Source organism: Bacillus sp. ISL-51, from assembly GCF_018613535.1.
Taxonomy (GTDB): Bacteria; Bacillota; Bacilli; order Bacillales; family Bacillaceae; genus Bacillus.
This window is the reverse complement of record NZ_JAGGQB010000006.1, coordinates 267385-289000: the sequence shown is the minus strand read 5'-3', so window position 1 is coordinate 289000 and position 21616 is coordinate 267385. Positions and strand designations below refer to the sequence as shown.

26 protein-coding genes are annotated in these 21616 nt (G+C 45.6%); 6 read left to right on the top strand and 20 right to left on the bottom strand.

The features are described 5' to 3' along the window. The first annotated feature begins 6 nt into the window (after positions 1-6). Positions 7-498: a helical membrane plugin domain-containing protein gene (locus tag J7E26_RS10080; RefSeq protein WP_214798233.1), complete on the top strand. Its 492-nt coding sequence runs from the start codon at positions 7-9 to the stop codon at positions 496-498. A 41-nt stretch (positions 499-539) separates the two neighbouring features. Here J7E26_RS10080 and J7E26_RS10075 read toward each other — a convergent pair whose 3' ends face one another. From J7E26_RS10075 to J7E26_RS10055, 5 genes are all read right to left on the bottom strand, one after another. Next, positions 540-770, bottom strand: coding sequence for a YrhC family protein (locus J7E26_RS10075; protein WP_061522874.1), 231 nt, complete (start codon positions 768-770; stop codon positions 540-542). 83 nt (positions 771-853) lie between these two features. After that, the gene (locus tag J7E26_RS10070; protein WP_214798231.1) at positions 854-1996 is read right to left on the bottom strand and encodes a bifunctional cystathionine gamma-lyase/homocysteine desulfhydrase; all 1143 of its coding nucleotides are present in this window, start codon (positions 1994-1996) and stop codon (positions 854-856) included. Position 1997: 1 nt separating this feature from the next. Then, a complete protein-coding gene (locus J7E26_RS10065; protein WP_214798229.1) occupies positions 1998-2921 on the bottom strand; it encodes an O-acetylserine dependent cystathionine beta-synthase in 924 nt (307 codons plus the stop codon). Between the two features lie 46 nt (positions 2922-2967). Next, positions 2968-3663, bottom strand: a complete 696-nt coding sequence (gene mtnN, locus J7E26_RS10060) for a 5'-methylthioadenosine/S-adenosylhomocysteine nucleosidase (RefSeq protein WP_214798227.1) — start codon at positions 3661-3663, stop codon at positions 2968-2970. Positions 3664-3683: 20 nt separating this feature from the next. Beyond that, complete coding sequence (locus J7E26_RS10055) at positions 3684-4325, bottom strand: class I SAM-dependent methyltransferase (protein ID WP_214798225.1); 642 nt, start codon at positions 4323-4325, stop codon at positions 3684-3686. Positions 4326-4509: 184 nt separating this feature from the next. On the opposite strand from J7E26_RS10055, the gene J7E26_RS10050 reads away from it, so the two are divergent. Beyond that, on the top strand, positions 4510-4713 hold the full coding sequence (locus tag J7E26_RS10050; RefSeq protein WP_061528568.1) for a YrzA family protein: 204 nt from the start codon (positions 4510-4512) through the stop codon (positions 4711-4713). A 47-nt stretch (positions 4714-4760) separates the two neighbouring features. Here the strand turns inward: J7E26_RS10050 and J7E26_RS10045 are convergent, their stop codons facing one another. The 13 genes from J7E26_RS10045 to J7E26_RS09985 form a co-directional block, all read right to left on the bottom strand. Continuing rightward, a complete protein-coding gene (locus tag J7E26_RS10045) occupies positions 4761-5471 on the bottom strand; it encodes a YrrS family protein (RefSeq protein ID WP_214798223.1) in 711 nt (236 codons plus the stop codon). Between the two features lie 63 nt (positions 5472-5534). Next, positions 5535-7289 carry a peptidoglycan D,D-transpeptidase FtsI family protein gene (locus tag J7E26_RS10040; protein ID WP_214798221.1) on the bottom strand — a complete coding sequence of 585 codons (1755 nt, stop codon included), beginning with the start codon at positions 7287-7289 and terminating at the stop codon, positions 5535-5537. 51 nt (positions 7290-7340) lie between these two features. Further along, complete coding sequence (gene greA, locus J7E26_RS10035; protein WP_214798219.1) at positions 7341-7814, bottom strand: transcription elongation factor GreA; 474 nt, start codon at positions 7812-7814, stop codon at positions 7341-7343. A gap of 254 nt (positions 7815-8068) precedes the next feature. Next, positions 8069-8704, bottom strand: a complete 636-nt coding sequence (gene udk, locus J7E26_RS10030; RefSeq protein WP_061522883.1) for a uridine kinase — start codon at positions 8702-8704, stop codon at positions 8069-8071. Between the two features lie 6 nt (positions 8705-8710). Beyond that, positions 8711-9979: a peptidase U32 family protein gene (locus J7E26_RS10025; RefSeq protein ID WP_214798217.1), complete on the bottom strand. Its 1269-nt coding sequence runs from the start codon at positions 9977-9979 to the stop codon at positions 8711-8713. 17 nt (positions 9980-9996) lie between these two features. Next, entirely contained in the window at positions 9997-10926 is a 930-nt protein-coding gene (locus J7E26_RS10020; protein WP_214798215.1) for a peptidase U32 family protein, read from the bottom strand. A gap of 5 nt (positions 10927-10931) precedes the next feature. Continuing rightward, complete coding sequence (locus J7E26_RS10015) at positions 10932-11585, bottom strand: O-methyltransferase (RefSeq protein WP_214798213.1); 654 nt, start codon at positions 11583-11585, stop codon at positions 10932-10934. Between the two features lie 150 nt (positions 11586-11735). Then, the gene (mltG, locus tag J7E26_RS10010; protein ID WP_214813306.1) at positions 11736-12827 is read right to left on the bottom strand and encodes an endolytic transglycosylase MltG; all 1092 of its coding nucleotides are present in this window, start codon (positions 12825-12827) and stop codon (positions 11736-11738) included. Between the two features lie 112 nt (positions 12828-12939). Continuing rightward, on the bottom strand, positions 12940-13221 hold the full coding sequence (locus J7E26_RS10005) for a DUF1292 domain-containing protein (protein WP_214798209.1): 282 nt from the start codon (positions 13219-13221) through the stop codon (positions 12940-12942). 18 nt (positions 13222-13239) lie between these two features. Beyond that, entirely contained in the window at positions 13240-13656 is a 417-nt protein-coding gene (gene ruvX / locus J7E26_RS10000) for a Holliday junction resolvase RuvX (RefSeq protein ID WP_214798207.1), read from the bottom strand. A gap of 8 nt (positions 13657-13664) precedes the next feature. Next, a complete protein-coding gene (locus tag J7E26_RS09995; protein ID WP_214798205.1) occupies positions 13665-13931 on the bottom strand; it encodes an IreB family regulatory phosphoprotein in 267 nt (88 codons plus the stop codon). 84 nt (positions 13932-14015) lie between these two features. After that, positions 14016-16652, bottom strand: a complete 2637-nt coding sequence (alaS, locus tag J7E26_RS09990) for an alanine--tRNA ligase (protein WP_214798203.1) — start codon at positions 16650-16652, stop codon at positions 14016-14018. Positions 16653-16982: 330 nt separating this feature from the next. After that, the gene (locus J7E26_RS09985; protein WP_214798200.1) at positions 16983-18044 is read right to left on the bottom strand and encodes an AI-2E family transporter; all 1062 of its coding nucleotides are present in this window, start codon (positions 18042-18044) and stop codon (positions 16983-16985) included. A 231-nt stretch (positions 18045-18275) separates the two neighbouring features. Between J7E26_RS09985 and J7E26_RS09980 the strand changes: the two genes are divergently transcribed. From J7E26_RS09980 to J7E26_RS09965, 4 genes are read left to right on the top strand one after another with little or no spacing between them, the layout of a single operon-like run. Beyond that, entirely contained in the window at positions 18276-19004 is a 729-nt protein-coding gene (locus J7E26_RS09980; protein WP_214798198.1) for an amino acid ABC transporter ATP-binding protein, read from the top strand. Between the two features lie 21 nt (positions 19005-19025). Next, on the top strand, positions 19026-19853 hold the full coding sequence (locus J7E26_RS09975) for a transporter substrate-binding domain-containing protein (RefSeq protein ID WP_214798196.1): 828 nt from the start codon (positions 19026-19028) through the stop codon (positions 19851-19853). Positions 19854-19910: 57 nt separating this feature from the next. Further along, a complete protein-coding gene (locus J7E26_RS09970; RefSeq protein ID WP_214798194.1) occupies positions 19911-20561 on the top strand; it encodes an amino acid ABC transporter permease in 651 nt (216 codons plus the stop codon). Positions 20562-20579: 18 nt separating this feature from the next. Then, positions 20580-21236 carry an amino acid ABC transporter permease gene (locus tag J7E26_RS09965; protein WP_214798192.1) on the top strand — a complete coding sequence of 219 codons (657 nt, stop codon included), beginning with the start codon at positions 20580-20582 and terminating at the stop codon, positions 21234-21236. 35 nt (positions 21237-21271) lie between these two features. Here J7E26_RS09965 and J7E26_RS09960 read toward each other — a convergent pair whose 3' ends face one another. Both J7E26_RS09960 and J7E26_RS09955 read right to left on the bottom strand, forming a co-directional pair. Next, positions 21272-21403: a YrzQ family protein gene (locus J7E26_RS09960; RefSeq protein ID WP_064485278.1), complete on the bottom strand. Its 132-nt coding sequence runs from the start codon at positions 21401-21403 to the stop codon at positions 21272-21274. 21 nt (positions 21404-21424) lie between these two features. Next, entirely contained in the window at positions 21425-21616 is a 192-nt protein-coding gene (locus J7E26_RS09955; protein ID WP_003225893.1) for a hypothetical protein, read from the bottom strand.

Below are 21616 nucleotides of genomic sequence, written 5' to 3'. Positions count from 1 at the left end.
CAAGTTATGGCGAGTCCTATTACTGCGATACAAAAGGAAACAAAAACAGAAGAACAGCTGAAAGCTGAAAAACTGGAAGAGCTGAAAACTCTTCTCGCAGAAAACGAAGAAGCCGTCACCAAAACGATGGCGATTATGGGAGAGTTGAATGGCTTGGGTATTTTCGATGCCGCAAACCATATGCTGCAGGCGAAAGAGGAAATTGCGAAAATCGCACTCGGGCAGATTTCCCGTGAACCTGTCACAAATCTCCTGAATACCATGATGGCCGCAGGAGGCGCTTTATCAAAAGCAGATCCCGAATTTATGGGCAAACTTTTAGAAAGCGTGATGGCCGGTACGGATCAGGCGCAAAGCTTTTTGAAGGAGGACCGGAAAGTCAGCATATTTGAGCTGATGAAAGCGGTCAGTGATCCCGATATTAACCGCGCGCTCGGCTTCGGTCTTCAATTTTTAAAAGGGATGGGAAAAGAATTACGCGAAAAATCATCCGAGTAAGAATCAAAATAAGCCATTGTCAAAGGACAATGGCTTATTTTTTATTCATCGGCTTTTTCCAGCCTCTTTTTATATATAAGTGAACGGTCAACGCAAAAATAAGCGCCCGCTAAAAATACACAGTCAGTTAAAAACATCAGCATTTTCTGGCTCACCGTCAGCCCTTGTCCGGGAAGAACCGCGCCGATATAAATGAAGGTGCTGACCGCAAGCAGGATAAACGCGTAATGCTTAAAATCTTCTTTTAACGATTTCAGTCTTTTCTTCTCCATATAAGGTCACCTGCCAGTTTCATAGTATAGAAACATTATAATATAAGCCGGCAGCCGATAGAGAATGTAAATCTATCCAATCATTATGCGAGCGAATCAAGCGCCTGCTTCACATCCGCTGCTAAATCCTCCATATCTTCAATTCCGACTGAAATTCGGACAAGTCCGTCAGTGATGCCAAGTGCAAGACGGCGGTCACGCGGAATTGAAGCGTGCGTCATTCTGGACGGCACAGAGATTAAACTTTCGACCGCTCCTAGGCTTTCAGCAATTGTAAACAGGTTCAGCTTTTCCAGAAATGCATCTACCCGCTCGCTGCTGCCGATATCAAAGGAAATCATACCGCCAAAGCCGGTGCTTTGCGCCTTTGTCAGCTCATGCCCCCGGTGATTGGGTGAACCCGGGTAGTATAACGTCTGAACGGCATCATGCTGCTCAAGCAGCTCAGCAATTTTTCCGGCGCTGTGATTGATGGCGTCCATTCTGAGCCCGAGCGTTTTGATGCCTCTTATAAGGAGCCAAGAATCCTGCGGCCCTAAAACGCCGCCTGTTGAGTTTTGAACATAATGAAGCTTTTCGCCAAGCTCTTTATCAGCTGTTACAACTAAGCCGCCGACGACATCGCTGTGGCCGCCGAGATACTTTGTCGCGCTGTGCAGCACGATGTCAGCGCCGAAACTGAGCGGCTGCTGGAAGTACGGCGTATAAAACGTATTATCGACAACGAGAAGCACGCCCGCTTCTTTTGCGATATCAGACATCAGTTTGAGGTCTGTCACTTTCAGAAGCGGATTTGTCGGTGTTTCAATATAAATCGCTTTCGTATTCGGGCGAATGGCTTTTTTAACTTCCTCTTTGCTGCTTGTATCAACAAAGTCCGCTTCAATGCCGAAACGGTTGAGTACGCCTGTCATAACACGGTATGTGCCGCCGTATACATCATCGGTCAATATGACATGGTCGCCGCTGTCAAACAGCATCATAACAGCTGTAATCGCTGCCATGCCTGAGCTGAACGCATATCCTGCCGCGCCGCCTTCAAGTTCTGTGATTAAGCTTTCAAGAGCAGTTCTCGTCGGATTGGCTGTTCGGGAATATTCATAACCTGTATGCTCGCCCGCTTTCGGCTGCTGGTACGTGCTTACCTGATAAATCGGTACGGAAACCGCGCCTGTTTTTTCATCTCCCGTAATTCCTCCGTGCACCATCAATGTTCTTTTTTTCATCTTACTGACCTCCTTGAAAAATGTTTTTGCTTATATAACGATCGCTGCCGTCAGGAAAAATCGTAATGATATTTGCCCCGCGGGGCGCTTTTTTCGCTTCTTGCAAGGCTGCATAGAGGGCGGCGCCTGATGAGCTTCCGATTAGAAGACCTTCTTTTTCGGCCGCTTCTCTCACTAGTGAAAATGCCTTCTCATCCTCTACCGTATAAATGGCATCAAAATGGCTTCGCTCCATATAATCAGGAATAAACTCCATCCCGATCCCTTCTGTTTTATGGGCATAAGGCTCTCCGCCGTTGAGGATGGAGCCTTCAGGTTCAACGATAACCGTTTTAATGCCGGGATTTTTTTCTTTTAAATAGGCCGCAGTGCCGGCAAAGGTGCCGCCGGAACCCGCGCCGGCGACAAAGGCATGAATATTGCCGCTGAGCGCCTCCCATATTTCAGGCCCTAACGTCTTATAGTAAGTCAATGGATTTACTCGGTTTTTAAATTGCAAAACGGCATAAGAATTATTGATCTCCTTCTCCAGCTGCAGTGCTTTTTTGATTGCTCCCTGCATCCCGTCTTCCCGGGGTGTATGCACAATCTCCGCTCCGAGCGCTTCCATGATTTGCTGTTTTTCTCTGCTGAAATGCTCCGGAACACAAAAGATAGCGCGAAGCTGATGCTTTCTGGCGCTGAGAGCGAGTCCGATCCCGGTGTTGCCGGCAGTCGCTTCAATCATGACGCCGCCTGATTTTAATTTGCCTGATTGGAGGGCATCTTCAATCAGCATCTCACCCAGTCTGTCTTTAATGCTTCCGCCCGGATTCATCATCTCAAGCTTAGCATATACCGCTGTTCCCTCAGGAACATCAAAATGATTCAGCCGGAGCAGCGGCGTATTTCCGATGAGCTCTGTGACATCCGTTATCACGTTCAATATATGTCCTCCTCTAAAAGGCGGAGGAGAACTCGAGTCCCCCCGCTTAGTGAATACGTTTGATTACATTCAGGACAAGCTCTGTTGAATGAACGGCTGCCTGTTCTAAAAATTTATCAAATGAAACATCAGATTCTTTTCCGGCAATGTCAGATAAAGCTCTAATGACAACAAAAGGAGTTTTGAATTGGTGGCACACCTGGGCGACAGCGGCCGCTTCCATTTCCACAGCATACAAATCCGTAAACTTGGCGCGTACATCTTCAACCCGTTTCGGATCGTTCATAAAGGAATCACCTGTAGCGATCGTGCCTTTTGCCACTTGAATTCCGTTCAGTTCAGAAACCGCTTCCTCGGTGATGCTGATCAGCTTTTCATCAGCTTTATACGCGGCAGGAAGACCCGGCACCTGTCCGTATTCATAGTCAAACGCCGTCACATCCACATCATGATGGCGGACATCTGTAGAGATGACAACGTCTCCTACATTTAAGGTATGATGGAAACCGCCCGCTGAGCCTGTGTTAATCACATAATCAGGTTTGAAACGGTCAAGCAGCAGCGTCGTGCTGATCGCCGCGTTTACTTTTCCGATGCCTGATTTTAAAAGGATCACTTCGACGCCTTCATAGGTGCCCGTTGTAAATTCGCAGTGAGCGATTGTTTCCTGTTTCGCATCTTTCAGTTTGCTTCTTAAAATGGTAACTTCCTCTTCCATTGCTCCGATGACTGCCAGTTTCATTTATACACAATCCCTTCAATTTACCGTTTTATCGCCTCCATTATCCAGACAAAGTCATTCTGCTGCGTAAATCGCGCAGTAAATCCCTCGGCTGAAAAGATGGTTTTCATCGTCCCGAGTGTCGGATAATGTTCCGTCTTTAAATCGTTCGCCAATTGATGATAGCCGTTTCGGCCGGCTTTTGCTATTGCTTGAACATATGCTTCAGCATCCTCAAAGACGGTATCGGCAAACACTATTTTATCATGCTTCTGAAGGATTGTGCCATACTGCTTTACAGCCGTTTGCTTTTCTTCATCAGTTAAATGATGAAATGCATACGAGCTGACGATGGTATCTATTTGAAAAGGCGGATCGGGAAACTCGAGAAAATCTCCGTCACTGAACACAGCTTTATCAGAAAGCTTGTCAGCTGCCAATTTCCTCATGGACGGAGACGGTTCTACACCAAACACTTTTTTGTTCGCATTGACTAATTTTGCTGTTAAATTACCCGTGCCCGGCCCGAATTCTAAGACATTTGATCCGGAAAGGCTGACGATGGTATCAAGGATATTTTCATACCCTCTGAACACCTCCGCATATTGTTTGTCAGCCCCTTGCACAGTTGCATCATAAGTCGCTGCCCAATCTTCAAATAAAGGAATAAATTCACGGCCCATATATTTTCACACTCCATATTTTATAATTCCTATGAGTATACTATGGTTTAATGATGGAACAGTTCCTATCCTATCACAAAAAAGAAAAGAAGGGTACTAAAATACTTTGGGATGATTGCGCAAATACGGTAAAAAGGCTTATACTTTCATATGATCGTTAAGAAATCGGGAGGGTCTTTTTGCGATGAATTTTCAATTAGATTTAATAAAAGATAAAGTAGAATTTTTTGAAGCTGCTTCTTTACAGGAGCTGGAAAAGAAGATTAACGTTCAAATTGAAAACAACCAGGCGATTATGCTTCGTGTCCGTTCTGTTTCCCATCAGATGACGGCTGTTGACGGCAGAATCATATACAGCGCGGCGGTGCATTTTTCCGCTGATGTGTGACAGTCAAATCAAAAAGCAGCTGAATTGGATCAGCTGCTTTTTTGTGTTTATTTTAATGTTTCTACTTTTGTCGGCTTCCAGCCTTTTTTGTCTTCCCACGTAATGGTGACCTGGTATTTTTTTCCGTTCGTTTTGTCCAAAATTCTTCCCTTTGCATCTTGCGGGCTTCCGTTGTTTCCAAGCCACAGCACGGTCATGTTATCCTTTGACACACCAGTCGCGTAACCCATGGCGTCAAGCATTTCTGACCAGTCTTCAGAGCTTGAATCATACGTCGCCGCATGTTCGCCAGTCTGTTTTGTACCGACGGGTTTCCATTTGGAATTGACAATGGTTTTTTCAACATTGCTTGATGAACCACCCTCTGTTACAGTAGCTCCTTTAAACGGATCGCTTGATTCTGAGTCCTTTTTGCTTTTGTCAGCATCACTTTTAGATGAATCGTCTTTTTTGCTGTCGGAATCTGAAGCTGAGTCAGATTTATCCGCTTTATCTTTTTTGTCATCGTCTGATGAGGTATCTTTTTTACTGTCTTTTATGTCTTCATCCGATTTTTGCTGCGTTTTGCCTGAAGCCGGAGATTCCTGCTTTTGGCTTGTGTCCGCTTTTTCGCTCACGTCGCTTGACGGGCTGTTGATGAAGAGGCTGACTGCAACAACGACAATAAGAATAGATACGATAGCGATTAAAATGTTAAGCACCAAGTTTGCCTTCCTGCGCTTATCACGGTTTTCAAAACGAGATTGTTTATTGCTCAATCATTCTGCACTCCTTTATCCCTCTTGCTCAGCATATATTTTACCACGGGCTGAGCCGTTGTTCTATGTCTGATTTATTTCATTTTGATGTACCTTTTTAACAATATCATAAAACACTGTATTTGTCAGAGCCTTATCCCCCGGGGTGTCCATGTGCAGGACGACGAGAGCGTATTTCGGCTTGTCGGCAGGAAAATATCCGGCAAACCACTTGTGGTAAAGCGTTTTTTTATCCTCCGTGAACATTCCCGTCTGAGCCGTGCCCGATTTCCCCGCTACAGCGTAAGGCAGATCCTGAAATCTTCTGCCCGTTCCTTTTGGAGATGCGACGACTTCCCTGAGCGCTTTTTGGAGCTGCTGCGCCGTGTACTTGTCAATGTTCTTGCCCTTTAACGTCTGTTCTTTGAATGCAGCCATCGTCGTGCCGTTTTTGTATTCAATCTTGTCTGCGATCTTGACTTGTTTTTTCTCACCGCCCCGTGCGATCGTAGCCATCATATTGGCGATCTCAAGGGGTGTTACTTTCACGTTTTTTTGCCCGATGGCTGTCTGTGCAACGGCTTTTTTCACGGTTTTATCCTTTTGGTCTCCCCAAATGACGCCGCTTTTTTCATTGTATAATTGCCGGAAATCGTCTTCGCGGTACAACTTGCCTTCCCATCCCGCCCGCTGTGTGAGACCGAGCTTTTCCGCCATGTTCTCAATCACGGACTTGTCCTTTTTGATCATTTCTTCCGCAAGGCTTGTGAACGTATAATTGCAGCTTTGGGCAAAACTTTCGCCAAAATTGAGTGTGCCTTTATCGTCCCCGGGCTCTCCGTACAGATTGAGGCTGCAATTAAAGGTGCTGCTCGGCTTCACCGCATTTCGTTCGATTGCCGCTGCCGCGATAACCGTTTTAAATACAGAACCCGGATAAATCGGCGTCAGCATGTAATTTTGCAATGTCTGCTGCTTTGACACATCGGCGTCGGGCTTTGATACCATTCCGAGAACATTGCTTTTTTCAATATCTAAGAGGACTGCTCCCCCCTTTTTTAAACCGCGGTTTTTTAATACATCTTCCATTGCTTTTTGAATGTTCCGGTCAATGGTGGTTTTTACTTGCAGCGGATAAAATGCGTTTGCTTCAGCCGTATATTTGACGTCCATTCCGAACAAAGGGTTTCCCCTTCCGTCCACATGATACAAAAGCTTTGTGTCATGATCCGCCAGTAAAAATTCATCAAATGTCCGTTCCATCCCGCTTGTCCCGATTTTCGCCGTTATCGGCAGTTCTTTTCGTCCGGGATATTTCTTTTTGAGAAGCTCCGGGTCCTGATTTGTCGTGCCTAAAAGGTGTGCGGCTATGTTGGTTTCTTTGCTGTCTTTCATATATACGCCGTAAATGCCGGGATATTTCAAAGAATTGATATTTGAGACAGATTGTTTTGACAGATGCTTTATTTTTTTGCCGTTTAAGATCACGGGTTTTTTCGCTTCAGTGAGCATTTGCTTAAGATCTTCCTGCTTCATTCCGAGGATGGCCGAGACCCGTTTAATCGGCCAATCCTGTGTCACGAGAAACGGAAAAAGGACGACGGCCGGCTGTTTTTTTCCGGTCAGCTCTGTACCGTTCCGGTCAAGAAAAGGCCCTCTGCCGTCAGAAATCAACACCTCTTCAGTCCGCTGCTGGACGCTCTCTTGAAGCAGATTAATATTTGATTTTGAAAAAGATTCAGTAAAGAACAGCTGGATTTCAGCAAGCCTGGCGAGCAGAAAGAAAAACACCAGCAGAAAACAAATGACGGCTGTCTTCAGCCTTTTCGATACGATCATAAAAACACCTCATCCACATTTTGGACGAGGTGTTTCATTGTTAAACGGATCTTATGAAATTTTCACAATTTTCACGAGCATTTCTCCGCCCGGCGTCTGTACTGTGACTTCATCGTCCACTTTTCTGCCGAGCAGGCTTTTCGCGATTGGCGAGTCGTTTGAAATTTTTCCTTCAAACGGGTCAGCTTCAGCGCTTCCGACGATGGTGTAAGATTCTTCTTCACCGTCAGGCAATTCAATGAATGAGACTGTTTTTCCTAAGCCGACTACATTTGAACCGCCGTCGTCTTCAATGATCTTCGCATTGCGGATCATGTTTTCCAGCGTTGTGATACGCCCTTCCACAAATGCCTGTTCTTCTTTTGCAGAATCGTACTCAGAGTTCTCGGAAAGATCTCCGAAGCTTCTTGCGATTTTAATGCGTTCCACTACTTCTTTACGTTTAACCGTTTTCAATTGCTCTAATTCTTGTTCAAGTTTTAGTTTTCCTTCTTCAGTCATCGGAAAAACTTTTTCTTGTGCCATGTTCCTTCACTCCTTGGTGGTTGTCCCTCAACAATAACGTTTGATTATGTATGAGAGCATGAACGAAAAAATCAAGAATGAGAACACAGGGCAGTCCTCGTTCTTCTCTCCCATATAGGTACTGTTTATCTTAAACTGAATGGTGCGTTTTCTGCAAATATTTCGGTTTATAAACAGGGAAAGAAGGGAACTGTCGCATTCCCTTCCAGCCTATACATAATATGGTCTGAGTTATTTATGTCTATGCTATGGTATTACAAAATTGCATTTTGTTCAAGGATCGTTTGAATCTTCGTGACCATCAGATCGATTGCGACGTGATTTTGGCCGCCCTCCGGAATAATGATATCCGCATAGCGTTTTGTCGGCTCTACGAACTGATTGTGCATCGGTCTGACGACGGACACATATTGTTCGATGACTGAATCAATTGAGCGGCCTCTTTCGTTAATATCTCTCATAATCCGTCTGATGATACGAAGATCGGCGTCAGTATCGACATACAGCTTAATATCCATTAAGTCGCGAAGTCTCTTATCTTCTAACACGAGAATGCCTTCTAAAATAATAACATCCTTCGGCTCAACCGGAACGGTTTCCTCAGAGCGCGTATGAATTTTATAGTCGTAGATCGGTTTTTCAATCGGCCGGTAATTCAAAAGCTCCTGAATATGCTCGATTAAATAGTCATTATCAAATGCGAGCGGGTGATCGTAGTTTGTGTTCAGCCTTTCTTCAAAAGGAAGATGGCTTTGGTCTTTATAATAAAGGTCTTGCTGGATCATTAAAATCGAGTGCCCTTTAAACTGTTCGTAAATGGAACGGGTGACGCTTGTTTTTCCTGATCCGGAACCTCCTGCGATGCCTATAACTACAGGACTCTTACCCATTAGTAATTACTTCCCCTTTCTCATCATGTTGCTCGGATAAATCTTTTTGTCTACTTTAAAAGTAACGATTTGCAGGGGGTGGCGGGCAGCATCAAGCACGTTTCCGTCTTCGTCCCAAATAGTGCCGATGGTGTATGTGAAATTCTCGATTTCCGGTCCGAAAAATTCCACTTCGTCACCTTGTTTAAAGAAATTGCGCTGCTGGAGCGTCACCATTTGAGTTTCTTCGTTATATTCGAGCACAAGGCCGGCAAAATCAAATGTTGTTTTCTTTCCGTGCTCTCCAAACATCTGCTCCTCAAAGCCCGGTGTGCCTTCAAAGAAAGCGGGCGCTGTATCTCTGTTTGCGCACTTATCCAGTTCTTCAAGCCATTCTTTTTGGATGACAAAGTTTTCAGGATCGGCGCAGTATGCGTCAATGACTTTGCGATAGACGCTGACAACCGTTGCGACATAATGGATAGATTTCATCCGGCCTTCAATCTTCAGGCTGTCGATGCCCATCTCGATCATTTGCGGAATGGATTCAATCAATTTTAAATCTTTCGGGCTCATTGCAAACGGCGCGTCTCCGTCATCGTACAGTGCGACCGCGTTTGCTCCGTCTGTCTGATACAGATCGTAGTCCCAGCGGCACGACTGGCAGCAGCCGCCGCGGTTGGAATCACGCGCCGTCATGTGATTGCTCAATACACAGCGGCCTGAATAGGCGATACACATTGCACCGTGGATAAAAGTTTCGATTTCTATATCCACTTTCTCTTTCATCTCTTTGATTTCCAGTCCGCTCGTTTCACGGGCCAGCACCACGCGGTCAAGGCCTTCTTCTTTCCAGAACTGGACCGCTTTCCAGTTTGAAAGAGACTGCTGCGTGCTGAGATGAATTTCTACGTCCGGCGCCACTCTCCGGCATGTTTCAATGATCAGCGGATCAGCGACGATGATCCCGGCCACCTTCGCGTCTCCTAACGCTTTTAAGTATTCCTCAAGACCGTCCATATTTTCATTATGGGCAAAAATGTTTGTTGTCACGTATATTTTCGCCCCGTATTTTTTGGCGAATTCTACGCCCTCTGCAATTTCTTCTATAGAGAAGTTATCAGCATTGGAACGCAGTCCGTATTCCTGTCCTCCGATAAAAACCGCGTCCGCCCCGTAGCGGACGGCGATTTTTAATTTTTCCAGGTTTCCTGCCGGAGCAAGGAGTTCAGGTTTTTTCGTAATGACGCGTTTTCCGTTTACGACTTTGGAAATGGTTTGATTTTGTGCAGTCATCCGTTACACCCTCCTTTTTAATAGACCGTTTCTTTAAAGAAAAATCCTGTGTCTATCTTTCTGTTCACAGGCTGAATGCTTTCAATCCGCTCTATCCAGCTCTCTTTTTGATCTTCGTATGCTTCCCGGCTGTCAGCGCATAAATCAATCGCTTCCCTGTACATGCGGGTCACTTCAACTAAGTATTCCGGAGACTTCAGGACGCCGTCGATTTTAAATGAATCCACGCCTGCGTCAATCAGATCCTCTAATTCTTCTATGATGCACACATCGTTCGGGCTCATGATATGCGTGCCGTTTTCATCCTCAAAAATCGGATATTTATTGCCCCGTTCTTTGTCATGCAGAAACATGCCCGCTTCTTTTTTCTTCTGTTCAATGTCCATGTTCTTGCCTTGGTATTCGAAATAATGGCCGACTAATGAACGTTTTGACTGGAACATGCAGGTCATGCCGTGGACTTGAACTTCAATTTCCACTTCGGCATTTTCTTTAATCTCAACGATGCTGTCCATATTTAATTCCTTTGCCAGCACCGCGCGGGCTGCGCCTTTGCGGCCCCAATAGTTGCAGGAGTAATAGTTTGTTCCCGTTGTTTCGGTGCTCCAGTGGAGCTTGAGGTCAGGAGCTGCTTCCCGCGCCGCCATTAAAACGGCCGGATCTCCGAATACAGCCGCATCGACGCCGGCTTCTTGCAGAAAGGCAAGGTAGCCGTTAAGCCCGTCCACTTTTTCATTATGAAAAATGGCATTGACAGCCGCGTACACTTTCACGCCCTCTTTATGGGCAATAGCTGCAGCTTCTTTAATATCTTCTCTTGAAAATTCCCCGGCCAGTCTCAGGCCGTATCTTTGTTCCCCGACTAAAATCGCAGTTGCGCCTGCTTTTATAAGCGGCAGAATATCCTGTACCGCTGTCGGCGTTACCAAGAGCTCAGGTTTTTTCATGATCGTCACCTCTTCTTTTTACTAATGGCAATACCGTCTCCGATCGGCAGTAAGACCGTTTGATAGTCAGGACGGTTCATCAGCCAATGGTTATATCGATCGATTTTTTCGACAAGCTTCCGTCTTCTTTTCGGCTCAATTTGTGAATGGTCCTCCGCCACCAGCCCTTTAAACAGCACGTTATCTGTAAAAATAACCCCGTCCCGCGCAAGCATCGGTTCATAGAGCTCAAAAAAGTTCGTATATTGGCCTTTGGCCGCGTCGATAAAAATCGCATCATAAGGAGCCGTGACACGTACAGACTCCGAAAGCTCCAGCGCATCCCCGTATAGTACGTGAATCCGATCATCCATTTCAAAGTCTTTTATATTGTTCACAGCTTCTTCATAACGTTTTTCATCACGTTCAATCGTGTAAATGTCCGCTTCCGGCAGCTCTGATGCCATACGAATCGCGGAATATCCGATTGCCGTACCGATTTCTAAAATATTTTTCGCCTGTTGAATAGACAGCATTTGAAGCAGCACCTCGATGCCCGCTTCTTCCATAATCGGAACATGATGTTCTTTTGCATAGGCTTCAAGCTTTTTCACTTTATCAGGCCGAGGCTTCAGCAATGCGTTTATATACTCATTTATTTGTTCATACCGATCATTCACGGCAAACAGCCTCCGTTCTAAAAAGGAGCGCCCCAATCGAATCCGCGGGGGGCACTCTCTAAGACACTTCTTTATCCATAAGTAAACAACCCGATATATTTTATCATAAAACCTTTTAGAATGGAATAAAAGGAGAGCTTTTGCCCTCCTTTATTCGCTGTCTTTTTTGGAAATATACTTTTCCTTCGCCTTATTATGTTCTTTTAAAGTTTTCGTAAAAACAACTTCACCGTTTGATTTTGCCAAGAAATAGAGGAAGTCGGTTTTTTCCGGGTTAAGCGCTGCTTCCCATGAAAAATCGCCGGCATTGGCAATCGGCCCCGGCGGCAGGCCCTTATGTTTGTACGTGTTGTACGGAGAATCGATTTTCAGATCTTTATAATAGACACGGCTTTTATGTTTGCCCGCCGCATATAAAACAGTCGGGTCGGTTTGGAGCGGCATCTTTTCTTTAAGCCTGTTGTAAAATACGCTTGCGATTTTATGGCGGTCGGCTTTCGCCGTTGCTTCCTCTTCAATGAGCGATGCCATCGTAAGTGCGTTATGCACGGAAAGTTTCTTTTTCGCAAGCACCGATTTGTACGTTTCGACGCGGGTGTTTGTCTCCTGAACCATAGCCGTCAGAATCGCGTCAAGGGATGTATCCGGATCGTTAAACGGGTATGTAGCCGGATACAGGTAGCCTTCGAGCGGATGCTTCAGCTTCTTATTGGAAAGTGCGTCCGTTATCGTATCGGGAAATTGTTTTTTCAATTTGGCTATGAAGGTTTCGTCATCAAGCTTAGCCATGACTTGTTGTTTTGAAAATGACGTTTCCTTTGCGATCGCGTCGGCTATTTGGGTGAGCTGCTTTCCCTCCGGAACGGTGATTTGGAACGCATAGCCCGTTGAGCCTGCGGTCAGTTTTTTGATAATCGCATCCGCGTCCATTCCTTTGTTCAGGTGGTAGTAACCGGCCTGAAATCCGGAAGCCCCTTTATATTTTACATAAAGCTGAAACGCTTTCTTGCTTTTGATGACATGCTTATCCTCAAGGACAGCCGCTATAGCTGATACCGATGATCCGCTCGGAATGTTAATATTTACTGTCGTTTTACTGCCTTTTTCAACTGGCGCAAGCAATGATTTTCCATAGAAAAAAGCACCGCCGATGATGATGAGAACAGCAATCACGGAGGACAGTATTATAGTCATTTTTTTGTTTTTTTGCAGAACTGAATTTTTAGGCTGATTGATATTCATACAAGTTATTTCCTCCCAACAGCTCCTATACTACATGATTCGGGTGCATTCGGCAATTTATTACAAACAAAAAAAGCCGGAGCACTTATCGGCTCCGGCTTTTACTTTCGGCTTATTCTTCGTCTTCATCCGCTAAAAACGTATTCAGCGTTTCTTCGATCATTTCCCACTCTTCATCGGTTTCGATCGGCATCAGTTCGCCGTCTTCTCCGTTTTCATTCGGCTCGAAGCTTGAAGCGTGAATTTCGATCTCTTCATCATCCTGAGCATCAATCGGATAGTAAAGTACGTAAGATTTGTTAAATTCGTCGTTTTCAAATGTAAACAGCACTTCACAAAGCTGTTCGTTTCCTTGATCATCGACAATCGTAATGTGTTTTTCGCCGTGTTCCATTATTTTTCACCTCTGGCTTTAGTTTAGGCTGTCCAAATATCCTTGAAGAATCATGACAGCCGCCATTTTATCAATGACTTTTTTTCGTTTTTGCCTGCTGACGTCAGCCGCGATCAGCATTTTTTCAGCCGCCATCGTCGTCAGACGCTCGTCCCACAGCACAACAGGAACATTGTACGTTGTTTCAAGCAGTTTCGCAAATGTTTGGCTGGCTTCGCCTCTCGGGCCGATCGTTCCGTTCATGTTTTTCGGAAAGCCGAGCACGATTTTATCTACAGTATAGTCCTTTATCAGCTCGGATAAACGGGCAAGCCCGTATTCTCCTTCCGCTTCGTTTATTTTTATCGTCTCGATGCCCTGGGCCGTCCAGCCCATCTCATCGCTCAAAGCAACGCCGAGTGTTTTCGTTCCCAAATCAAGTCCCAGTATTCTCATGAGTTTGTTTACGCCTCTTTATGCTGTTCTAGATAGGATTTTACCAATTCCTCAATTAATTCGTCGCGTTCCAATTTACGAATTAAGTTCCGGGCGTCGCGATGCCTAGGAATGTATGCAGGATCTCCTGACAGCAAGTATCCGACAATCTGGTTGATAGGATTGTACCCCTTTTCCTGAAGCGCGTCATATACCGTAATCAGCACTTCTTGGACGTTTGTTTCAGCAGAATCATCGGAGAAATTAAATTTCATCGTTTTATCAAACGAGCTCACCGCTTTGCACCTCTTTCCCAAATTCGCAGGCAAAGTTCAGCCTGAGGTCCTCATCTTATCATCATTCTACACTAGTTGAAAGGATTATAAAACGGATTTTATCCAATCTTCTGCAGAAGTGAGGGCCTCTTCCAATTTCTCAGGCTGCTTTCCTCCGGCCTGCGCCATGTCCGGACGGCCTCCGCCGCCTCCGCCGCAAACTTCCGCTGCTTGTTTGACCATCTTGCCGGCATGAAGCCCTTTTTCGATCAGATCTTTTGTTACCCCTGCTGAAAGATTGACCTTATCATTTTGCACCGCTCCCAGGATAATAACCGCAGAACCGAGTTTTGCCTTCAATTCATCCACCATTGTACGCAGGTGGTTCATATCTTTGGCGTTTACTTTTTCAGCAAGCACTTTCACACCGCCGATGTCTTTTACTTTAGACAAAATGGCGCCCGCTTCCACATTGCCGAGCTTGCTTAAGAGTGATTCATTTTCTCTTTGCGCTTCTTTCAGCTCCGCTTGAAGAGATTGAATGCGTTTCGGCACGTCTTTTACGTTTGCCTTTAATTCATCTGCTGCCTGATGAAGCAGGTCAAGCTGGCTGTTCATTTCCTGATAAGCGCCTTTTCCGGTTACGGCTTCGATTCTTCGTGTGCCGGCCCCGATTCCTGATTCAGATACGATTTTAAACAAGCCGATTTCAGCCGTATTATTGACATGGCAGCCGCCGCAAAGTTCGAGGCTGTAATCCCCGACTTGAACAACGCGTACGATATCACCGTATTTCTCGCCGAACAGAGCCATTGCGCCCATTTCCTTTGCTTCACTGATCGGTTTAAGATCAATCGCTACAGGAATGCTTGCCCAGATTTTTTCGTTCACAATCACTTCAATGCGTTCAAGTTCTTCTTTTGTCACTTGGCCGAAGTGGGAGAAATCAAAGCGAAGCCGGTTTTCCGTTACGAGTGAACCCGCTTGGTTGACGTGTGTGCCGAGGACATCTTTGAGCGCCTGGTGAAGCAGGTGTGTTGCCGTATGGTTTTTTACAACACCGCTCCTCATTTGATCCTCAACATCCGCCGTAACGCTGATGCCTTTTTGAACAGTTCCGCTTTCCACTGTGCCTTCGTGCACGTGCTGGCCGTTCGGCGCTTTTTTGACGTCTTTAATTTTCACGACGGCCTGCCCGCTTCTCAGCACGCCCTTATCGCCTATTTGTCCGCCGCTTTCGGCGTAAAAAGGCGTTTCATCAAGAAGAATCTGAACCGTATCCCCTTCATGCGCCTCTTCGATTAATTGTCCGTCCTGAAGAAGCTCGATTACTTTGGCCTCAGCCTTTGTACGATCGTATCCGACAAATGTGCTTTCAACTGTAATATCGCGCAATGCGCCGCCCTGCACCTGCATGCTGCCGACATCTTGACGAGCGTTTCTGGCGCGCTCGCGCTGTTTGTTCATTTCTTCTTCAAAGCCTTTGTGGTCAACCTTCATTTGTTCGTCTTCTGCGTATTCCTCTGTCAATTCGACCGGGAAGCCGTACGTATCGTACAGTTTGAACACATCTTTTCCTGAGATGATCCCGCTGCCGCTTTCTTTTTCTTTTTTCATGACGTCGGATAAAATGGCAAGCCCTTCATTCAGCGTTTCATGGAAGCGTTCTTCCTCCGTTTTAATGACTTTGGCGATAAAGTCTTGTTTTTCTTTTACTTCCGGATAGAAGGCCGCCATAATGTCAGCTACAGTCGGAACAAGCTCATACATAAACGGACGGTTGATGCCGATTGTTTTCGCATATCGCACAGCGCGGCGCAAAAGTCGTCTCAGTACATAGCCGCGCCCTTCATTTGAAGGAAGCGCTCCGTCGCTTACCGCAAAGGCTACTGTTCTGATATGGTCGGCAATGACTTTAAATGCCGTGTCCTTCACATCGTCCTTGCCGTATGTTTCTTCAGAGATACGTTCTGTTGCTTCTATAATCGGCATAAACAAATCGGTGTCAAAGTTGGTCGGAACGTCTTGGATGACAGAAACCATCCGTTCAAGCCCCATGCCCGTATCAATATTTTTCTTCGGAAGCGGCGTATAAGTGCCGTCCGGATTGTGGTTAAACTCAGAGAACACTAAGTTCCACACCTCAAGATAACGGTCATTTTCCCCGCCCGGATACAACTCAGGGTCAGATGGATCATTGCCGTATTTTTCGCCGCGGTCATAGAAAATCTCTGTATTAGGTCCGCTCGGGCCCTCGCCGATATCCCAGAAATTCCCTTCCAGACGGATGATTCTTTCTTCGGGTACGCCGATTTTTTTCGCCCACAGGTCATATGCTTCTTCATCCTCCGGGTGCACCGTAACGGATAAAAGCTCTTGGTCAAAACCGATCCATTTCTCGCTCGTTAAAAACTCCCACGCCCAAGTAATGGCTTCTTCTTTAAAGTAATCCCCGATGGAAAAGTTTCCGAGCATTTCAAAAAAAGTATGGTGGCGCGCTGTTTTCCCCACATTTTCAATGTCATTTGTGCGGATTGATTTTTGCGCGTTTACGATTCTTGGATTTTCCGGCACGACACGGCCGTCAAAGTATTTTTTCAGCGTCGCAACGCCGCTGTTGATCCACAATAAAGACGGATCTTCATGCGGCACCAATGAGGCGCTCGGCTCTACGGCATGGCCTTTTTCTTTAAAGAAATCTAAAAACATTTGACGCACTTCAGCAGATGTTAAGTGTTTCATCGAAATTCCTCCTTATCACTACCCGAAATTCTCTTTTGCGACAGCAAAAAAGCCCTCTCCCTATGCAAACTATGCGTTCACACAGGGACGAGAGCTGTCTCGCGGTACCACCCTGATTACAGGCTCAGCCGGCCCGTCACCTTTCATCCCGTAACGCAGGACTGCGGCAGCCTTTAACTGCACTCAGGATTAGCTTCTGCCGCTCTTCTGTTAAAGCTCCTTTCAGCATATTGGAGCTTCTCTCTTAAACAGGGCTTCGGCGTACTCGTATCCGTCACTCGAGATTCGTATGTATTCTACTCGAAATTATAGACAAGCAAGGCCCGAATGTCAATGTTCCGTCCTTATCCGCAAAAAGTGAATGGCCATCACCTTTAACACAGCTGTTGCCGGGACGGCGAGAATCATGCCGGGAATGCCAGCAAGTTCTCCCCCTGCCAAAAGCGCAAGCATAATAACGACGGGATGCATTTTGAGACTTCGGCCGACAATGAGCGGGCTTAAGATATTGCCTTCTATAAACTGCAGAATAAAGATGGTGACAATGACGACGATCACAGCCTTAACCGACAGCGCCAGCGAAAGGAGCAGCGCCGGAACCGCACCGATAAACGGGCCGAAATACGGAATCACGTTAGTAATTCCGATAATGAGGCCTAAAATGAGCGGATAAGGAAGACCGAACAGCCAAAAAGAACCGCCGGCCAAAAGTCCGAGCAAAAAACAAACGAGCAACTGGCCGCGGATATAGTCGCCGAGAGAATCATCGACATCCCGCAAAAACTCACTGCCCCTTTTTCTCCACGACTTCGGGGTCAAATACCAGACTGTCTTTTTCATTAAGTTAATGTCTTTGACCATATAGAAAACGAGAAAAGGAATCGTCGCCGCAATCAGAATATAATCAAGCACAAAACGAATGCTTCTGACGGTGCTTTCAATCGTCCCGGCGAGAAAATCTTCCGTCTGCTGAATCATTTTGTCCATCCGGTGATGCATGCCGTCCGGCCAATGATCCGTATGATTATGCAAATGCCGCAGCATGCGGTTGTAGTTTTCAGCAAGGTCCGGGATGCTCGCGGACAAATCCGTCAGCTGTTCAATTAATACGGGCACCCCTTTATAAACGCTCCAGCCGATCCCGCCGAAAAACAGACAATAAATCAAAAGCAGGCTTAAAGTTCTAGGCATTCCTTTTTTGTGAAGCCATTCAGTAATCGGAAGCAGCAGATAAGCGATAAATACTGCAATGAATATAGGAATAAAGAGAGATTTTATAACAAGCCATAAGGGCGACCATAACATATCGAGCATACAAAAGACATACACTGTTAACAATACAAGCAGACATATTGCCACCCACATTAAGAGCTGCAGCGGTTTTTGAAGCATTGTGTTTCACCTCTTGCTTTATCTTTTGACAGAAAGCAGGAATTATTCCCGCTTCGTAAATGTCAGCCTAATGACGCAGACCTCTTGATCGAATAAATTATCAGAAATTACAAAAAATTTTAATGTGAATCAAAAAAATCTGAATAATACACCGTAACGTTAATATGATCAACATATAAAGATAGTAAATATGACACAACTTGTCTGAAATTTTTGTTTAGGAGGATTGCGATGATCTCATTTCAGGATGTAAATAAGCACTACGGAGATTTTCATGTACTGAAGAACATTCATTTACACATTCAAAAGGGAGAGGTAGTGGTTGTCATCGGCCCTTCCGGTTCAGGAAAAAGCACGCTTCTCCGCTGCATTAACCAGCTGGAAACAATTGACGAAGGCATCTTGACGGTAAACGGCACCGCCATCCACGACAAAAAAACGGATATTAATAAAGTCCGACGCAATATCGGTATGGTGTTTCAGCATTTTCATTTGTATCCGCATAAAACCGTATTGCAAAATATTATGCTTGCACCGATGAAAGTGCTGAACCAATCAAAAGAGGAAGCAAAAGAAACTGCCTTATATTATTTGAAGAAAGTCGGCATTCCGGACAAAGCGGATGCTTATCCATCACAGCTTTCAGGCGGGCAGCAGCAGCGCGTGGCCATCGCCAGAGGACTTGCGATGAAGCCTGAAGTCATGCTGTTTGATGAACCGACGTCCGCGCTCGATCCCGAAATGATCGGAGAGGTGCTGGATGTGATAAAAACTCTCGCAAAAGAAGGCATGACAATGGTTGTCGTCACTCATGAAATGGGATTTGCCAAAGAAGTCGCCGACCGCATCGTATTTATCGACGGCGGGTCAATCTTAGAAGAAGCTGCACCGGCTGAGTTTTACGCCAGCCCTCGCGAGGAGAGAGCGCGTTTATTCTTAAGCCGTATATTAAATCACTGATAAAGAAACGGGGGAACTTTAATGTCACGTGCAAAAAAATGGTTATCTTTCGGATTGATCTCACTTTTGGCCGTCTTCATGTTAGCCGCTTGCGGAGGCAAGGAAACGGGCGGAGATTCAAAGGGGAGCAAAAAAGATACATTGGCCGCTATTAAAGACAATGACAAAATCGTCTTCGGCGTCAAAACCGACACCAGATTATTCGGCCTGAAAAACCCAAGCTCCGGAGATATTGAAGGTTTCGACATTGATATCGCCAAACAAATCGCCAAGGATATTTTAGGCGATGAGAAGAAAGCAGAGTTTAAAGAAGTCACATCCAAAACGAGGATACCGATGCTGCAAAACGGCGATATCGATGCCATTGCCGCAACAATGACGATAACGGATGAACGCAAAAAAGAAGTTGATTTCTCAGATGTCTATTTTAAAGCCGGGCAATCCCTGCTCGTCAAAAAAGGAAGTAAAATGAAAAGCACCGCTGACCTCAGTAAAGGCTCTAAGGTTTTGGCGGTAAAAGGCTCAACTTCCTCACAAAATATCAGGGAAAAAGCGCCTGATGCGACAGTGCTTGAATTTGAAAATTACGCGGAAGCTTTCACTGCGCTTAAATCAGGACAGGGAGATGCCCTTACAACCGATAACGCCATTTTATACGGCATGGCTGATGAAAATAAAAACTACCAGCTGACAGGCGGCACTTTTACCGATGAGCCGTACGGAATCGCCGTAAAAAAAGGCCAATCCGGCCTCGTAAAGGAGATCAACGCCTCTTTGAAAAAAATGAAGTCTGACGGAAGATATGACGAAATCTATAAAAAATGGATAAAAGAAGACCCAGCGAAATAGAACCATCCGCGGGATGAGCAGATATGCTCATCCCCATTTTATAAGGAGTGAAAAAGCGTGAATATTTCTATTTTAGCCGATAACTTCGATATGTATCTGGACGGTTTTTTCCACACGCTGCTCGCAAGCCTGATCGCACTCGCCGGCAGTTTTTTGCTGGGCGTTCTGATTGCCGTTATGAGAATGACGGCTTTTAAACCATTTCAATGGGTCGGAACAGCGTATGTGGAATTCATCCGAAATATTCCCCTCCTCTTAATTACGTTTGTTTTCTATTTCGGCCTGCCGAACGCCGGGCTGCGGCTTGACGGCTTCCAGGCGGGAACGATCGCGCTGACCATATATACGTCCGCTTTTATCGCAGAAGCAATCAGGGCCGGGATTCAGACCGTCGCCAAAGGACAAATGGAAGCGGCCAGATCCTCTGGCTTTACATACGGCCAGGCGATGAGACACATCATCCTTCCTCAGGCGATTAAAATCGTAATTCCGCCGCTCGGAAATCAGTTTTTAAACCTTGTAAAGAACTCCTCTATACTCGGGGTGGTGGCGGGATTGGATTTAATGTATCAGGCGGATCTCGTTTCCTCCAGCACACTCGTTGTATTTGATGTGTACATCTTTGCAGCGCTCTTTTATTTAATTTTAACGATACCGCTCAGCCTCGGTGTTCATTATTTAGAAAAACGCCTCGGAAAAAGTTATTAACGAAGGAGAGTGAGAGCCGTGGACTTCATCGGCGCCTATACGCCGGACCATCTGCTGTTTTTATGGAACGGATTTTTGATTACGCTTTATGTTGCTTTTATTTCAATTATACTCAGTTTTATTTTCGGGCTTGTCGCCGGCACTTTGCGCTATGCGAAAATTCCGATTGTCTCCCGCGTTATTGCGGCAGCCGTTGAAACAATTCGAAATCTGCCGCTGTTATTAATCATTTTCTTCACGTTTTTTGCCCTGCCGGAAATCGGGATGAAACTGGAGATTACAGCGGCTGCCATCACCGCTCTGACCATATTCGAATCGGCCATGCTGTCAGAAATTATCAGAAGCGGTTTGCAATCCGTTGATAAAGGACAGATTGAAGCGGCTCGCTCATCAGGCCTGACCTATACGCAAACGCTCTTTCTCGTCGTGATGCCGCAGGCGCTCCGCCGCATGGTCCCGCCGATTGTGAGCCAATTTATCTCTTTGTTAAAGGATACGTCTCTCGCGGTCGTCATCGCTCTTCCCGAATTGGTTCATAATGCACAGATATTAAACGAACAAAGCGCAGACGGCGGTTATTTCTTCCCGATATTTCTGCTGGCGGCCTTTATGTACTTTGCGGTCAATTACAGCCTTTCACTTGCTGCCAGACGGCTTGAAGCCAGACAGATGTAAAAAGGATACTCCTGAAAGAAGTATCCTTTTTCACATTAAAACATTTTCATGACACGTCGTCTCATCCGTTTCATGCCTTTTTTGTTCATCATATCTGATTGAGAGGCCATGCGGTACATAATGGCTCCCGCTCCTAAAGCCAATAAAGAGGTCATTGTTTTACCCATCGCGCGTATCTCCTTTCAAAACTAAAAATTGATACTGCGTTCATCTTCAGAAAACAAATCATCAAGACTGCTTAACGTGCCGTCTTCCTCTACTTGATGTGTCGCAATTTTGCCCTTTGCCACCGTCAGTTCAATGAAACAGCCCCAGCAATAATATTGATTTACGCCGATTTTGCCAATATCTTTACTTTTGCAGTTTGGACATATAAGCAC

Bases quoted from the DNA above. Each gene is read 5' to 3' on its own strand.
- J7E26_RS10080 (WP_214798233.1), top strand. From the start codon at position 7: ATGGCGAGTCCTATTACTGCGATACAAAAGGAAACAAAAACAGAAGAA.
- J7E26_RS10075 (WP_061522874.1), bottom strand. From the start codon at position 770: ATGGAGAAGAAAAGACTGAAATCGTTAAAAGAAGATTTTAAGCATTAC.
- J7E26_RS10070 (WP_214798231.1), bottom strand. From the start codon at position 1,996: ATGAAAAAAAGAACATTGATGGTGCACGGAGGAATTACGGGAGATGAA.
- mtnN (WP_214798227.1), bottom strand. From the start codon at position 3,663: ATGAAACTGGCAGTCATCGGAGCAATGGAAGAGGAAGTTACCATTTTA.
- J7E26_RS10055 (WP_214798225.1), bottom strand. From the start codon at position 4,325: ATGGGCCGTGAATTTATTCCTTTATTTGAAGATTGGGCAGCGACTTAT.
- J7E26_RS10050 (WP_061528568.1), top strand. From the start codon at position 4,510: ATGAATTTTCAATTAGATTTAATAAAAGATAAAGTAGAATTTTTTGAA.
- J7E26_RS10040 (WP_214798221.1), bottom strand. From the start codon at position 7,289: ATGATCGTATCGAAAAGGCTGAAGACAGCCGTCATTTGTTTTCTGCTG.
- greA (WP_214798219.1), bottom strand. From the start codon at position 7,814: ATGGCACAAGAAAAAGTTTTTCCGATGACTGAAGAAGGAAAACTAAAA.
- udk (WP_061522883.1), bottom strand. From the start codon at position 8,704: ATGGGTAAGAGTCCTGTAGTTATAGGCATCGCAGGAGGTTCCGGATCA.
- J7E26_RS10025 (WP_214798217.1), bottom strand. From the start codon at position 9,979: ATGACTGCACAAAATCAAACCATTTCCAAAGTCGTAAACGGAAAACGC.
- J7E26_RS10020 (WP_214798215.1), bottom strand. From the start codon at position 10,926: ATGAAAAAACCTGAGCTCTTGGTAACGCCGACAGCGGTACAGGATATT.
- mltG (WP_214813306.1), bottom strand. From the start codon at position 12,827: ATGAATATCAATCAGCCTAAAAATTCAGTTCTGCAAAAAAACAAAAAA.
- J7E26_RS10005 (WP_214798209.1), bottom strand. From the start codon at position 13,221: ATGGAACACGGCGAAAAACACATTACGATTGTCGATGATCAAGGAAAC.
- ruvX (WP_214798207.1), bottom strand. From the start codon at position 13,656: ATGAGAATACTGGGACTTGATTTGGGAACGAAAACACTCGGCGTTGCT.
- alaS (WP_214798203.1), bottom strand. From the start codon at position 16,652: ATGAAACACTTAACATCTGCTGAAGTGCGTCAAATGTTTTTAGATTTC.
- J7E26_RS09985 (WP_214798200.1), bottom strand. From the start codon at position 18,044: ATGCTTCAAAAACCGCTGCAGCTCTTAATGTGGGTGGCAATATGTCTG.
- J7E26_RS09980 (WP_214798198.1), top strand. From the start codon at position 18,276: ATGATCTCATTTCAGGATGTAAATAAGCACTACGGAGATTTTCATGTA.
- J7E26_RS09975 (WP_214798196.1), top strand. From the start codon at position 19,026: ATGTCACGTGCAAAAAAATGGTTATCTTTCGGATTGATCTCACTTTTG.
- J7E26_RS09960 (WP_064485278.1), bottom strand. From the start codon at position 21,403: ATGGGTAAAACAATGACCTCTTTATTGGCTTTAGGAGCGGGAGCCATT.